Below are 14177 nucleotides of genomic sequence, written 5' to 3'. Positions count from 1 at the left end.
CCGCTGAAAAAAGCAGGATATTTCATTCGTAAAAACCATTGAATAACCAGGTAACAATTTTTACGCCGTTCGCCTTTCTAAAAAGTCAAAGCCAATCCATTCTATAAAATCGAACAAAAAAAGCAAATATAACCAATTTTATAATTTTGTTTGCACGCTTACTATTAACGCATGTCCTAAAAGACATCCAGTAATGACCGAAAAAAGGTACATAAACTTTCTATTAGAGAGCGCCAATCATGAAAAAAATGACCCTTATCACCGCTATTGCCATGACATTGACTTCTACTGCCGTTCTAGCTGAACAGGGATCTGGCGAACTTAACCAGATTATTCAGCCTAGCTCTTCAGCGAATTACAGCACTGACAACGTGCACCTGACACCAGCTGATTTGCCTTTGGTCAACGGCGATGCAAAGAACAACACCGTTGTTGCTCCGAGCTCTCACATCAACCACTCTTCCAGCAATGAAGGCCAGATTGCGACGTCAGACCTGCCTCACCGCAACGCTTCTTGAAACAAATAAGGGGGCTTTGTTTGCACAGCATATGACCCATTAGGTTTCAAAAGTACGAAAAACCCACCTTCAAAGGTGGGTTTTCGTGACTGTGTAGGATTGCTTAACATCAACTAGCCAGCCAGAACATCCAGTCCACGAGCAAGATCGCGCTGGATATCCTGCTGACTCTCAAGCCCTACCGCCACGCGGATCAGCCCTGGCGCAATACTCGCCGCTTCTTTCTGAGCATCAGACAAACGCCCATGGGTAGTGGTGGCCGGATGTGTAATGGTGGATTTAACGTCACCCAAATTCCCTGTTATCGAAAGCATTCGGGTTGCATCGATCACCTGCCACGCCCCCTCTTGTCCTCCTTTCACTTCAAAACCCAGCACCGCGCCAAACCCCTTCTGCTGCTGTTTGGCCAAGGCATGCTGGGGATGATTCTCCAGGCCGCTATAAAACACATGCTTAACCGCCGGGTGGGCATCCAGCCAACGCGCCAGGGTCAAGGCGTTTTCACAGTGAGCTTTCATACGCAGCGACAGGGTTTCCAGGCCCTTGGTAAAAATCCACGCGTTGAAGGGGCTCAGGCAAGGCCCGCAGGTACGCACCACGCCGAATACTTCTTCAAGCAGCGCATGGCTGCCTACCACGGCACCACCAACTGCACGGCCTTGGCCGTCCAAATACTTGGTCGCTGAGTGAATAACCAAGTCAGCACCTAACGCCAAGGGCTGCTGAAGTGCCGGAGTTAGGAAGCAGTTATCTATCGCCAGTAGCGCATCGTGACGTTTTGCCAACGCTGACAGGGCCGGAATATCAGCAATTTCTGACAGTGGATTTGACGGCGTTTCGGCAAACAGTAGCCGCGTTTTGGGAGTAATCGCCGCTTCCCAGGCAGCAACGCTGGAAAGTTCCACATAGCGCGTGGTAATACCCAACTTACCTAGATACTTATCGAACAGACTAACCGTCGAGCCAAATAGCGACCGGGAGGCCACAATCTCGTCCCCTGCGGAAAGCAGTGCCAGCGCAGTGGAGAGAATAGCGGACATACCCGAGCTGGTGGCCACACAACGCTCGCCACCTTCAAGGGCCGCCAGGCGGCGCTCAAAAGTATGCACTGTCGGGTTGGTAAAGCGCGAGTAGACGTTGCCCGGCTCCTGCCCACCAAATTTACGCGCCGCTTCTGCAGCGCTTTCGTAGACAAAGCTTGAGGTCGGAAAAATAGGCTCCGAGTGTTCCTGCTCGAAGGTACGCTGATGGCCCGCACGGATAGCCAGCGTCTCTAATGACCACTCATCCTGGTGACCGTCTTCCTGATGATTATCATCATGCATAAGACTTCTCTCCTAATCGTCCAGGTCATCGTCCTGATTGTGCATATCGACCAGGGCATGATCGCCAGCGCTTTGATCCTTGGCGGAGTCATTACGGCTAGCTTCCAATGCGGCCAGGTAGGCGTCGTCGATATCACCAGTCACGTAGTTGCCGTCAAATACCGAGCAATCAAACTCTTCCATTTCAGGGTTCACTTCGCGGCAGGCCGCTTTTAGATCCTCCAGATTCTGATAGAAGATACGGTCAGCGCCAATCAAATCCCCTACTTCCTCTTCGCTGCGGCCATGAGCAATCAGCTCAGACGCTGCAGGCATATCGATGCCATACACGTTGGGGAAACGTACCGGGGGCGCCGCTGAGGCAAAATAGACCTTGCGTGCCCCGGCATCGCGGGCCATTTGAATGATCTGCTTACAGGTCGTGCCGCGCACAATGGAGTCGTCCACCAGCAAAACGTTTTTGCCTTTAAACTCAACGTCAATAGCATTGAGTTTTTGGCGTACCGATTTTTTACGCTGAGTTTGCCCCGGCATAATAAAGGTACGGCCAATATAGCGGTTCTTCATGAACCCTTCGCGGTAGGTCACCCCGAGGTGCTGCGCCATTTCAAGGGCGGAGGTACGCGACGTATCAGGGATCGGGATGACCACGTCGATATCGTGATCCGGCCACTCGTTGAGGATGCGATCCCCCAGCTTACGCCCCATCTGCATACGGGTGCCGTAAACATAGGCGCCGTCCAACAGTGAATCGGGACGCGCTAGATAAACGTGCTCAAAGATACACGAACGTAGCTCGGGGCGGTCAGCACATACCTGGGTGTGAATATTGCCTTCGATATCGACAAAGATGGCTTCGCCAGGCGATAGGTCACGCTCCAGTTCAAAACCGCCCACATCCAAGGCGACGGATTCGGAGGCGATCATCACCGCCTGCCCGTTCTCCTCTTCGCGGGTACCAAACACCACGGGGCGAATACCGAAGGGGTCACGGAATGCCACCATGCCAAAGCCATTAATAATCGCGACAGCGGCATAACCACCCTTGCAGCGACGGTGAACGCGACGCACGGCGTCGAAGATATCTTCCGCTTCCAGGTGCAAACCCTGCTTGCCCAGCTCGTGAGCGAAGACGTTGAGCAGTACTTCAGAATCGGAGCTGGTGTTAATGTGACGCAGATCGGTAGAGAACAGCTCCTGCTTCAACTGCTCAGAGTTGGTCAGGTTACCGTTATGCGCCAGCGCAATGCCGTAAGGGGAGTTAACATAGAACGGCTGTGACTCAGCTTCACTTGAAGAGCCTGCCGTCGGGTAACGCACGTGACCAATGCCTAGGTTACCTTTTAGGCGGGCCATATGACGGGTGTGAAATACATCACGTACCAAGCCGTTACTCTTGCGCAGTAGGAAGCGTCCCTCGCTCCATGTCATCATGCCTGCAGCGTCCTGGCCACGATGCTGAAGTACGGTCAGGGCATCATAGATTCCCTGATTTACCGCCTGCTTGCCCAGAAGGCCCACTATACCGCACATTCACGTTACCTCGCTTAATGCCATGGCATGCCTAAGTCACATACTTAGGCATGCCCGAACGTTCGTAGAATCAACTTCAGTAACAGGTCAATCACCTGTCGGGATAACCTCACGCTCCGCCGCACCGGGCAGACGCAGTTCAGGTAGAGAGATGTCGCGCAGCGACGATGGCGCCTCTGGTAGCTCGCGGTCCCACTGATCTAACTGGCTCACCGCCCAGTCGCGCAGCTGAATAAAGGTTGGGCGCAGTTCCGCTTGTTGCCACGCCTGCAGCTCCGCCAGCGGGGTGAGCGTAATCAGCACGGTAGCAATAAGCAGAATAACCGCTCCCCGGGCAACGCCAAAAGCGGCCCCCGCCACGCGGTTCAAAAGCCCCATGCCCACCCATTCAATCGCCGCATGCACCAAACGAATCACTATGCCGCAGAGCAAAATAACGGCAAAGATCACCAGTATAAAAGCGAGCACTAAGCGGGCATCAAAGCTATCGATAAACCCGCTCATCAGTTCGGCCACCGGTTCGGCGAGGACTCGGGCAACCATTAAGGCAACGACCCAGGCGGCCAAACCCAATGCCTCGCGAACAAATCCCCGGACGAATCCGGCTAGCATTGATAGCGCCAGCACGGCCAAGAACACCGCATCAATCCAGGTTAATGCCATCGTTTAGTCTCTTACCCGAACAAGCAGGCCCTGCACATTGGCCCGCTCTTTAATCGAGGACATGGCAGACTCCCCCTCCTCAGAAGTGGCATAAGGGCCCACAAAGACGGTGGTCATATTGTTATCGCGCTCACGCTGATAAACAGTAAACCCTTCCCCCGAAAGCTGCTCGCTAAGGCGCTGCGCATTACCGGGCTCTCCAAAGCTGCCGACTTGCACCGCCCACTCTCCCTGAGCACTTGCTGAGGGGGTGGATGAGCTAGATGAGGAGCTTTGCGATGAACGTTGTGAAGAGCCCTGTGAAGAGCCTTCACTGCTGCTTTGACCGCTGCCACTATTGCTGGCAATCAGGGCAGCAATAGGGTCGCTATCGGAGGTCGACGGCCCTTCATCCGGTTCACTGGATCCCGCTGCCTCGGGACTCGAGGGCGACTGATTAGCAGCAGCAATTTGATCGGTTTCCGGCAACCTCGGATCGACGTCAATAGGCATATCGCCCTCTTCATTACGGGGCGCTGACGATAGCGACGGTTCGCCGATGGTTGAAGGTCTTTCCGGTGCAGGAACGTCACGGCGCTCCACTTCAACGGGTTGCTCGATCACAAAGTTCGGCTGGGGACGTTCTTCCCTTGGTGCGGGATCGCTCATTAGCCACGGCACAAAGATCGCCAGTAGCGCGAGCAGAATCACAATACCGCTAATGCGTTCCGTTTTACCGTATTTCATTTCCGTCTCCATCAAGCGACGCTGCGCCTGTTGGCAGTGGCCGAGCTAACAGTGCCGCTACTGTAAAGAACGACCCGGTGGCCAAGACACGATCATTGGGCGTTAACACCTGAGCCAGCCAATCGACGCCTGCTTGCGGCGAATCAGCGCTAAAATGCACCCGCCCTCCCTGAGCTATAATACGTTGCGACAACTCGCTTGCCCGGCAACCTCGCTCTCCGCTCAGCGACACGCACACCCAATCACTAATGCGAGACGCTAATGCCTGTATGACACCGTCAATATCCTTATCATTCAACATGCCAATCAGGCCCCACTGCCGACCACCTTCCGGAGGTTGCGGCAAATGGCGAACGACATACTCGGCAGCATGAGGATTATGACCTACATCCAGGCACCAAGGCCCAATCCATTGCAGCCGCCCCGGCAACTGCACAGAACTCAACGCAGCTTGCACGCGCGCCGCTTCTACCCCAAGCCCGGCAAGCACAAGCGCCTGCAAAGCAGTGGCGGCGTTATCGATAGGCAGCCCCGGCTCAGGAAGCTCATCAATAACAATGCGTTGACCATCCGGATGCTGACCCTGCCAGCGCCATCGAGAAGGCTCAGAAGCCATCGTCTGATGGGCAAATTGCTGGCCCAAACAAAACATAGGCGCCGCCAGCACCTGAGCACATTCAGCGACACTGGAAGGTAACGTTTGGCTACCGAGCACGGCGGGACGATTGGCACGAAAAATACCGGCTTTTTCACGCCCAATCTGAGCTAAATCGGTGCCTAAAAAGTTAGCGTGATCCTGAGCAATAGTGGTAACAATGGCCACATCCGCATCAATAATATTGACTGCATCAAGGCGCCCACCCAGCCCCACTTCTAGCACCGCAAGATCAAGCTTTGCATTGGCCAAGCACCACAGCCCGCACAGTGTCCCCGCTTCAAAATAGGTAAGACTGATTTCACTGCCCTGCAATCGTGCCTGCTCAACCTGCTCAAAGCCTTGCACCAGCAGTTGGTCATCGGCTTCCTGACCATCGATTTTAACGCGTTCGTTGTAGCGCAATAAATGGGGAGAAGTGTAGGTACCCACTCGCCAACCATGGGCACGGGCAACGCTATCAATCATGGCAAGGGTTGAGCCCTTGCCGTTGGTGCCTGCTACCGTAATAACGCGGGGGGCGATGGGGCTTGAAAGCAGCCCCATCCGTTTAGCCACCTGCGAGACCCGCTCCAGGCCCATATCAATCCCTACCGGATGCAGCGTTTCCAAATGCTGGAGCCACTGTTGCAAAGAGTAGAGCGGCAAAGAAGGTGTCTGTAGAGAGTCAGGCATTGCGCGAATGGTCATCACTCTTAACGAAAGTGGTGTCCTTCTTAGGCGCCTCAACTTTCTCGAACGTTACGTCAGCGGTTTCCGCCAAGCTATCTTCCTCAACGATAGGCTCAACGACCTCAGCATCATCAGGATTGGTCGAACTCACCGGCGTTGCGTCGTGGTGGGTTAACTTACGCAGCACACTCCCCACGCGGGCACGCATTTCATGACGATGAACGATCATGTCGACGGTACCGTGCTCAAGCAGAAACTCGCTGCGCTGGAACCCTTCTGGCAAGGTTTCACGTACCGTTTGCTCGATGACCCGCGGACCGGCGAAACCAATCAAGGCATTGGGTTCGGCAATATTCAAGTCACCCAACATGGCTAGTGAGGCTGAAACACCGCCAAAGACGGGATCCGTAAGCACAGAAATATACGGCACACCCGCTTGTTTGAGCTTTTCAAGCGCGGCGGATGTTTTAGCCATCTGCATCAACGAGAACAGTGCTTCCTGCATACGAGCCCCACCGGAGGCGGCAAAGCACACCAGCGGGATGTTCTCTTCCAGCGCCACGGTAGCGGCGCGAACAAATTTCTCGCCAACCACTGCCCCCATTGAGCCGCCCATAAAGGTGAACTCAAAGGCAACGGCAACGACCGGAAGACCATCCAACTCACCGCGCATTGCGACCAGCGCATCTTTCTCGCCAGTATCTTTTTGCGCCGCGGTCAGGCGGTCTTTGTATTTTTTAGAGTCGCGAAACTTCAACCGATCATTGGGTTCGATTTCCGCCGCGATCTCTTGGCGTTCTGCTTTATCCAAGAACCAGTCCAAGCGTTTGCGTGCCGTCAAGCGCAAATGGTGATCGCACTTGGGACAGACGCTGTTATGTTTCTCTAGTTCAGGGAGGTAGAGAACCGCTTCGCACTTGGGACATTTACGCCAGAGGCCGTCGGGCACGCTAGCACGACGGTCTTTACGCTGGATGCGACCCATGGAGGGTACGATCTTGTCTAACCAGCTCATATCAAAAAGGCTTCCGTTATACGTCAACGCCTGGCAGAACCAGGCTCGATGAGTGTCATGAATCTATTCAGTATAGGCGATAAAGCAATTCGCTTTAGGCATCCATCGCCGTACGCATCTCTGCTAATACACTTTTCAACTGGCCCGCAATGGTTTCCGGCGCATCGACACTTTCAGCGATGCGGTTAACCAAAGCGCTACCTACAATCACACCATCGGCGACTTTAGCTACTTCAGCGGCCGTCACGCCATCGCGGATACCGAAACCAACACATAGCGGTAAATCGGTCATCCCCCGCAGCGGCGCCAAGTGCTCGGCCACATCGTCTGCGTTCAGGGTGGCGGCACCGGTCACGCCTTTCAGCGAAACGTAGTAGAGGTAGCCCTCGCCATGGGCGCATATTGTAGCGGCACGCTGGTTAGAAGTGGTAGGCGCAACCAAAAAAATCGCCGCTAAATCCCGCGATTTTAGCAGTGGCCCAATCTCTTCGGCCTCTTCAGGCGGCATATCTACAATCAGCACACCATCAACGCCCACGCTGGCAGCTTGATCGGCAAAGTTTTCGTAGCCAATTCGTTCAATCGGATTCAAGTAACCCATTAACACAACCGGTGTGGTGGTATCGGTTTGGCGGAACTCTTTGACCATCTGCATAAGGTCGACCAGCCGTGTGCCCTGCTTTAACGCACGCTCACAGGCTTTTTGAATGACCGGGCCATCCGCCATGGGGTCGGAAAAAGGCACGCCTAGCTCAATCACATCGGCGCCTGCTTCCACCAAAGCATGCATAAAACCAACGGTGTATTGAGGTGCTGGATCACCTGCGGTGATGTAAGGAATCAGGGCCTTGCGGCCCTGCTGCTTAAGTTCACTGAAACGCTGATCAATACGGTTCATGCTCGCCCTTAAAAAGCTGACCTTAAAATTCGATGCCATCAATCTTAGCAACGGTCATGATGTCTTTGTCGCCACGCCCGGAGAGGTTAACCACGATATGCTGGTCAGGACGCATGGTAGGCGCCAATACCTTGGCATGGGCCAGCGCATGGGCCGACTCAAGGGCGGGCATAATACCTTCCATATGGGTCAGTTCGCGAAACGCTTCGAGCACTTCTTTATCGTTAGCGGCCACATAGGAGACCCGACCCACGTCTTTCCACAGCGCGTGCTCGGGGCCTACGCCAGGATAATCCAGGCCAGCTGAAATGGAGTGCGTATCCGACACCTGCCCGGCTTCATCTGACATTAAGTAGGTGCGATTACCGTGGAGCACGCCGCGCGGCGCATTGGATGACAGCGGCGCCGCGTGGCGGCCGGTTTCAACGCCATCGCCACCGGCCTCCACGCCATACATAGCCACGTCGTCATCTTCCACAAAGGGGTAGAACAGACCCAAAGCGTTAGAGCCACCGCCCACGCAGGCAATCAGCGCATCGGGAAGACGGCCGATCTGCTCCAGCGACTGGCGGCGCGCTTCACGCCCCACCACCGCGTTGAAATCGCGCACCAGCAGCGGATAAGGGTGCGGGCCCGCCACGGTACCGATGATATAGAAAGTGTTGTCAACGTTAGTGACCCAGTCACGCAGCGCTTCGTTCATGGCGTCTTTGAGAGTGCGGGTGCCGGACTCTACCGGAATGACCCGAGCGCCCAGTAGGCGCATACGGTAAACGTTCAGCTTTTGGCGCTGGACGTCTTCAGCCCCCATATACACGTCGCACTCAAGCCCTAGGCGAGCAGCAACGGTTGCCGAGGCGACGCCATGCTGGCCCGCCCCGGTTTCAGCGATAATGCGTGGTTTGCCCGCTTTTTTGGCCAGCAGAGCCTGACCAATGGTGTTGTTTACCTTGTGAGCGCCGGTATGATTCAGATCTTCCCGCTTCAACCAAATCTGTGCGCCCCCAAGGCTCGCCGACCAGCGCTTAGCGTGGTAGAGCGGCGATGGACGCCCCACATAGTGGGCAAGATCGTAGTCAAATTCGGCCTGAAAATAGGGGTCATCACGCAGGCTTAAGTACGTTTTCTCCAACTCTTCCAACGCAAAGCTCAGGGTTTCTGACACAAACCGACCACCGTAAGGGCCAAAATGACCACGGGCATCCGGCATTCGGGTCAGATCGCTGAACTTGGTTTTTGGTGTAGGCGTCGCAGAAACAGTCACAGGGATACCTCACAAGATCGCCAGAGCAGGCAAACAATAAATGAATCGACGTAAACACGTAGCTCGATAAAATACCCATAAGCAATACGCATAAATTACACAAAAACTAGGCTTACATAAACTTATGCGGCGAACGCTAGCAGGTGTCGGCTAACGCCACATGACGCACGAAAGACGCCATCTTGTCAGCATCCTTACAGCCGTGGGAGGCTTCAATACCGCCGGACACATCCACTGCATAAGGCGCTACCTGACGCACAGCGTCAGCAATGTTATCAGTACTCAACCCACCGGCGAGGATAACAGGTTTTGCAAGATTTGCGGGGATTCTCGACCAATCAAAGGTCTCCCCCGTGCCCCCCGGTGTCCCCGGCCGATACGCGTCTAGCAGCAGCGCCTGAGCGTGATGATAGCGCTCGGCCTCATGGGTAAGATCTATCTCATCGCGCATGCGCAGCGCTTTCATCCAGGGTAGCGAAAAGCGCTGGCACTCATCGGGCGTTTCATTGCCATGAAACTGAAGCATATCGAGATAGGGCAAGCACTGCTCAATGAGCTCAGCAGGCTGGTCGACAAACAGCCCCACGCGGGTCACAAAGGCAGGCACGCGGGCAGAGAGCGCCGCCAGTTGTTCGATATTCACGCTGCGCGCACTTTTTGGCCACATAACGAAACCCAAGGCATCCACGCCCAGCGCCACGGCGAGGTCAATATCCTCACCACGCGTAAAACCACAGAACTTGATTCGGGTGCGGGTTTGCGGAGCAGCACTCATGACGACGCCTCCTGTTTAGGGGTAGCTGCCGGGTTACACAACGAGCGATTGCGTCGATAGGCCACCCGTGGCGTATCAGGAAGCTCGCGCTCTCCCGTCCACTCTCCAGTAAATGAGAGCAGATGCGGCCCCAACGGCTCTTTAGGCAGATCAAAGCGCTCATCGTAGACCGAATCGACAAAATGCAGCCCGCAGGCGGGTGCCGTCACATCCCCTTTGCGACGGTTTTTAAGCGCTAAAAGTTCACCAATATAAGCTTCATCTTGGGCACCGCGTCCGACGCTCACCAGGGCCCCGGCAATGTTGCGAATCATGTGGTGTAAGAACGCGTTGCCTTGAATATCGATCATCACCAACTGGCCGTAGCGCTTTACGTCCACAAAGTGCATATGTCGCCAGGGGGTTTTGGACTGACAGCCAGCGGCACGGAAGCTGGAAAAATCGTGCTCGCCTACCAGCGCCTGGGCGGCCCGGTGCATGGCATCGGCGTCTAACGGGTCACGGCACCAGGTCACATTGGCCCGTTCCAATACCGGGCGACTGATCTGGTTCAGCAGCACGTAGCGGTAGCGGCGACCCAGAGCGCATAGACGTGAATGAAAGTCATCGCCCACTGGCTTCACCCAGCGTACAGCAACGTCGCGGGGCAAATGGGTATTAGCACCAAAGATCCAGGCTTTTTCGGAGCGCCCTACCGGCGGGTCAAAATGGATGATCTGACGGGTCGCATGCACCCCCGAATCGGTGCGCCCACTGGCATTCACCCGGATAGGCTCATTGGCCACCTTGGACAGCGCATCCTCTAACGATGCCTGAACCGATGCAGAGTGGTTTAAGCGCTGAAAACCGCAGTAGCGGGTACCGTCGTACTCGATCCCCATTGCCAAGCGGCCGGTAAGCGGAATTTTCTCATCGAAGTGATAGAACAGCGTCATCAAGCCACATCATTTTGAAGATTTTGAAGGATCGCTATTATCCAGGCCTCGAGGCTTGAATGCTACCTCTTCAATTTCCCATTCCTCTTCAACTGGCCTACGTGGCTGTTTCGCGGGAGGCACCGATTCGGCATGCGACTCACTGGAGAACTCCACCGTGGGCTGCATGGGGGTTTCGGTACGCAGGCCGCCCTGACTGTTTAAAGTGCTATTTGAAGCGCTGCTAGAAGTACTGTTTAAGATCGGCGGATGGTAATCGATAAAGCGATGGCCTGGATCCTCAGCGGTTTCAGAAGGCTTGTCGGTTTGCTGCACATGAGCATTAGCAGCCGCAGGCCCAGAGGCAGGCATACCGGCACGGATAGAAGCCAGCAGTTGGCTCATGGGCATAGAACTCGGCGGCGGTGCTAAAGAGACGTTTTGAGAACGGTCAGCGGAAACAGCGTATAGCTTCAGCCTCCGCTGACGCCCCTGCTCAGCGAGTCCCGATGCCTGACTTTTTTCATAGCGAAGGGGGTCGTCTTGCGATGGCGTCTGCCCTTGATCGTCGACCAGCCACTGATCGGTATCTAATGTCGGTGCGGGGTTAGTGGCAAGAGCATCGTTCTCAGCCTTGGGTTCTACGCGAGGCGAAGCCGCTGGCTTAACCACGGATTCAGCCAGCGGAATGTCTTCCCAGGTCTCCTCTCGGCGATTACGTAACCATACCAACAGCGCTAACAACAGTGTGATGGCGGCCAAAGCCAACGTCCACTGGTAGCGCTCAATTAAGCCAGCCACACCCGGGCTCTTCGTCTCATCCATGCTAGCAATGAGTGGCGCTGGAGGTGGCTCTTGAGCAGCCAACGTATCGCTTAGCGCCTGCGTTAGGGAGGCAACCTCACCACGCAGCTCATCAAGCTCAGCGCGCATCAGCTCACGTTCTTCGAGAACCTGCTGTAATGTCGTTTGGCTTAGGTGCAGTTGCTCGGTCAGTTCCGAACGAGATAATGCTTCAGGCTCGTCGACTTCCTCTTCAACCCCAGCTTGGTCGGCGGCTATGGAGGTAGCAGAAACAGACGTGGCGGCTTCAACCTTCGGTAGCGCCACTGTTTGCAATGAGCCATTGCGGCGTTGCTGCCAGGCTTCATTCATCGCTTTGATAGCAGCATCGGCATCACCGTGAGAGCGCGCCCGAATGCGTTCAGTATTAGGCACCCGAAGCGTTTGCTCTGCACGCATGTCATTTATATTGCCCGATGGAAAGACCTCAGAGTTGGCCTCCAGCAGCGCCACCATCATCTGCTGTACGCTCACCTCGTCAGGTTTAATACGCTCGGCAACGCTCCATAGGGTATCGCCGCTACCCACATAGGCACTCGATGGCGACGTCGAACTGGGCTGAGCAAGCGCTTGATTCTGTGCATAGCCTTGGGGATCAAACAGTAGTGTTATGTCACGAAACTGCTGCCCGTCTGGCAACTCCACCGTTAACAGCAAATCAAGCCAGGGCTCCTGCATCGTTTTATCAGAGCTTAAGCGTACCTGCCGGCGCCCCTGCTGCTCTTGAATCTGGACGCGCACACTGGCCGCTAATGGCGTCCATTCAAGGCCTGCTGAGGCAAAGGCTGGTGGCTCGGCAACGCTGATATGAATCTCGTCGAGGGCGTAATCACTGCTTTCGAGCAGAGGGATCGAAGCATCTAAAGGCGCATCCAGATATGAGCTGACACTCGCCTGCCCAAAACCAACGGCCAGCGCAATCGGACTTACTGCACTCAACGAGAGCCATGTAATCCATGCCAGTGATTTTTTCATGAATGTTCCCTGATCACCTACTTACTTTTAACGACTGATGCCAGATAATTTTACTAAGTCTTTTTTGTCATAACTTAACGAAATAACGGCGTTATTCCCACTATCAAGATGACTAGCCGAAAAAAAACGGGAAGCTGCGAACAGCTTCCCGTTTTCGACTGGCGTACAACAATAAACAATTACTGTTCGCGAAGAATCTTCAACATACGCTTCAGCGGCTCTGCGGCGCCCCACAGCAACTGGTCACCCACGCTAAATGCCGAGAGGTATTCGCCGCCCATTTGCAGTTTACGCAGGCGCCCAACCGGCACTTGCAGCGTGCCAGTGGCAGCCGCAGGCGTTAGGCCAGCAATGGTGGCGTCTTTATCGTTAGGAATCAGCTTGACCCACTCGTTGTGCTTGGCGATGCGATCTTCGATCTCATCCAACGGCACATCATGCTTCAGCTTGATAGTGAACGCCTGGCTGTGCGAGCGCATCGCGCCGATACGCACACACAGGCCATCGATGGGGATCGGGTTGTTGTCGAGCCCGAGAATCTTATTGGTCTCAACGCTGCCCTTCCACTCTTCGCGGCTCTGGCCGTTGTCTAGCTTGGTATCGATCCATGGCAGCAAGCTACCTGCCAGCGGCGCGGCAAAGTTATCGGTCGGGAAGTCACCGCTGCGCATGGCAGCCGTTACTTTGCGGTCGATATCCAGAATCGCGCTTGACGGATCTTTTAGCTCTTCGCCGACGCTGTCGCGCAGTTGGCCCATTTGGTTGAGCAGCTCACGCATGTGCTTAGCGCCCGAACCAGAAGCCGCCTGGTAGGTCATGGAGGTCATCCACTCGACCATATCGGCTTCAAACAGACCGCCCAAGCCCATCAGCATTAGGCTCACGGTACAGTTGCCGCCCACAAAGGTTTTAGCGCCCTTGGCTAGCTGGTCGTCGATAACCTTGCGGTTGACTGGATCCAGCACGATCGTCGCTTCATCTTCCATGCGCAGGGTACTGGCGGCGTCAATCCAGTAGCCCTTCCAACCTGCGCTGCGAAGATCTTTATAGACCGGCTTGGTGTAGTCACCGCCCTGGCAGGTGACAACAACATCCAACGCTTTGAGCGCTTCAATATCAAAGGCATCTTTCAGCGGAGGTACGTCGACACCGATGTCGGGGCCGGGCTGGCCTACCTGGGAGGTGGTGAAGAACACCGGCTCGATGCCGTTGAAATCACCATCTTCCTGCATGCGCTGCATCAGCACTGAGCCCACCATGCCACGCCATCCCACGAAACCGACTTTCAACATATGAAGTCCTCCTGCAAAGAATGAGTACTCACATTATACACACTTCTTTACGGTGATTTTGAAGCCGCACTGAACAACGGCTCAATGATAATGGCTGAGTAAATAAGGG

13 protein-coding genes are annotated in these 14177 nt (G+C 55.0%); 1 reads left to right on the top strand and 12 read right to left on the bottom strand.

The features are described 5' to 3' along the window. The first annotated feature begins 239 nt into the window (after window positions 1-239). Window positions 240-518, top strand: coding sequence for a hypothetical protein (locus AC4EYZ_RS23375; RefSeq protein WP_474192582.1), 279 nt, complete (start codon window positions 240-242; stop codon window positions 516-518). A gap of 113 nt (window positions 519-631) precedes the next feature. Here AC4EYZ_RS23375 and AC4EYZ_RS23370 read toward each other — a convergent pair whose 3' ends face one another. The 12 genes from AC4EYZ_RS23370 to asd form a co-directional block, all read right to left on the bottom strand. Next, window positions 632-1843 carry an O-succinylhomoserine sulfhydrylase gene (locus tag AC4EYZ_RS23370; protein ID WP_474192583.1) on the bottom strand — a complete coding sequence of 404 codons (1212 nt, stop codon included), beginning with the start codon at window positions 1841-1843 and terminating at the stop codon, window positions 632-634. A 12-nt stretch (window positions 1844-1855) separates the two neighbouring features. Continuing rightward, entirely contained in the window at window positions 1856-3376 is a 1521-nt protein-coding gene (purF, locus tag AC4EYZ_RS23365; RefSeq protein WP_009286952.1) for an amidophosphoribosyltransferase, read from the bottom strand. Between the two features lie 87 nt (window positions 3377-3463). Beyond that, the gene (locus AC4EYZ_RS23360; RefSeq protein WP_071693433.1) at window positions 3464-4039 is read right to left on the bottom strand and encodes a CvpA family protein; all 576 of its coding nucleotides are present in this window, start codon (window positions 4037-4039) and stop codon (window positions 3464-3466) included. A 3-nt stretch (window positions 4040-4042) separates the two neighbouring features. Then, window positions 4043-4765, bottom strand: a complete 723-nt coding sequence (locus AC4EYZ_RS23355; protein ID WP_474192584.1) for an SPOR domain-containing protein — start codon at window positions 4763-4765, stop codon at window positions 4043-4045. Further along, window positions 4752-6110, bottom strand: a complete 1359-nt coding sequence (gene folC, locus AC4EYZ_RS23350) for a bifunctional tetrahydrofolate synthase/dihydrofolate synthase (RefSeq protein WP_490204054.1) — start codon at window positions 6108-6110, stop codon at window positions 4752-4754. The genes AC4EYZ_RS23355 and folC overlap by 14 nt, the downstream gene beginning before the upstream one ends. Beyond that, on the bottom strand, window positions 6088-7107 hold the full coding sequence (gene accD / locus AC4EYZ_RS23345; RefSeq protein ID WP_474192537.1) for an acetyl-CoA carboxylase, carboxyltransferase subunit beta: 1020 nt from the start codon (window positions 7105-7107) through the stop codon (window positions 6088-6090). The genes folC and accD overlap by 23 nt, the downstream gene beginning before the upstream one ends. Window positions 7108-7201: 94 nt before the next feature. Beyond that, on the bottom strand, window positions 7202-8005 hold the full coding sequence (trpA, locus tag AC4EYZ_RS23340; protein WP_009286954.1) for a tryptophan synthase subunit alpha: 804 nt from the start codon (window positions 8003-8005) through the stop codon (window positions 7202-7204). Window positions 8006-8027: 22 nt separating this feature from the next. Beyond that, entirely contained in the window at window positions 8028-9215 is a 1188-nt protein-coding gene (gene trpB, locus AC4EYZ_RS23335; protein ID WP_474192539.1) for a tryptophan synthase subunit beta, read from the bottom strand. Window positions 9216-9405: 190 nt separating this feature from the next. After that, window positions 9406-10044 carry a phosphoribosylanthranilate isomerase gene (locus AC4EYZ_RS23330; protein ID WP_474192536.1) on the bottom strand — a complete coding sequence of 213 codons (639 nt, stop codon included), beginning with the start codon at window positions 10042-10044 and terminating at the stop codon, window positions 9406-9408. Further along, entirely contained in the window at window positions 10041-10979 is a 939-nt protein-coding gene (gene truA, locus AC4EYZ_RS23325) for a tRNA pseudouridine(38-40) synthase TruA (protein ID WP_474192535.1), read from the bottom strand. Before truA ends, AC4EYZ_RS23330 begins: the two co-directional genes overlap by 4 nt. A gap of 9 nt (window positions 10980-10988) precedes the next feature. Further along, complete coding sequence (locus tag AC4EYZ_RS23320; protein ID WP_490204053.1) at window positions 10989-12776, bottom strand: type IV pilus assembly protein FimV; 1788 nt, start codon at window positions 12774-12776, stop codon at window positions 10989-10991. Window positions 12777-12955: 179 nt separating this feature from the next. Continuing rightward, window positions 12956-14068, bottom strand: a complete 1113-nt coding sequence (asd, locus tag AC4EYZ_RS23315) for an aspartate-semialdehyde dehydrogenase (RefSeq protein ID WP_022523215.1) — start codon at window positions 14066-14068, stop codon at window positions 12956-12958. Between the last annotated feature and the right edge of the window lie 109 nt (window positions 14069-14177).

The organism is Vreelandella sp. 162(4c) (assembly GCF_058152265.1).
The sequence above is the reverse complement of the archived record's forward strand: the minus strand, read 5'-3'. Positions and strand labels throughout refer to the sequence as shown.

Bases quoted from the DNA above. Each gene is read 5' to 3' on its own strand.
- AC4EYZ_RS23375 (WP_474192582.1), top strand. From the start codon at position 240: ATGAAAAAAATGACCCTTATCACCGCTATTGCCATGACATTGACTTCT.
- AC4EYZ_RS23370 (WP_474192583.1), bottom strand. From the start codon at position 1,843: ATGCATGATGATAATCATCAGGAAGACGGTCACCAGGATGAGTGGTCA.
- purF (WP_009286952.1), bottom strand. From the start codon at position 3,376: ATGTGCGGTATAGTGGGCCTTCTGGGCAAGCAGGCGGTAAATCAGGGA.
- AC4EYZ_RS23360 (WP_071693433.1), bottom strand. From the start codon at position 4,039: ATGGCATTAACCTGGATTGATGCGGTGTTCTTGGCCGTGCTGGCGCTA.
- AC4EYZ_RS23355 (WP_474192584.1), bottom strand. From the start codon at position 4,765: ATGAAATACGGTAAAACGGAACGCATTAGCGGTATTGTGATTCTGCTC.
- folC (WP_490204054.1), bottom strand. From the start codon at position 6,110: ATGACCATTCGCGCAATGCCTGACTCTCTACAGACACCTTCTTTGCCG.
- accD (WP_474192537.1), bottom strand. From the start codon at position 7,107: ATGAGCTGGTTAGACAAGATCGTACCCTCCATGGGTCGCATCCAGCGT.
- trpA (WP_009286954.1), bottom strand. From the start codon at position 8,005: ATGAACCGTATTGATCAGCGTTTCAGTGAACTTAAGCAGCAGGGCCGC.
- trpB (WP_474192539.1), bottom strand. From the start codon at position 9,215: ATGCCGGATGCCCGTGGTCATTTTGGCCCTTACGGTGGTCGGTTTGTG.
- AC4EYZ_RS23330 (WP_474192536.1), bottom strand. From the start codon at position 10,044: ATGAGTGCTGCTCCGCAAACCCGCACCCGAATCAAGTTCTGTGGTTTT.
- truA (WP_474192535.1), bottom strand. From the start codon at position 10,979: ATGACGCTGTTCTATCACTTCGATGAGAAAATTCCGCTTACCGGCCGC.
- AC4EYZ_RS23320 (WP_490204053.1), bottom strand. From the start codon at position 12,776: ATGAAAAAATCACTGGCATGGATTACATGGCTCTCGTTGAGTGCAGTA.
- asd (WP_022523215.1), bottom strand. From the start codon at position 14,068: ATGTTGAAAGTCGGTTTCGTGGGATGGCGTGGCATGGTGGGCTCAGTG.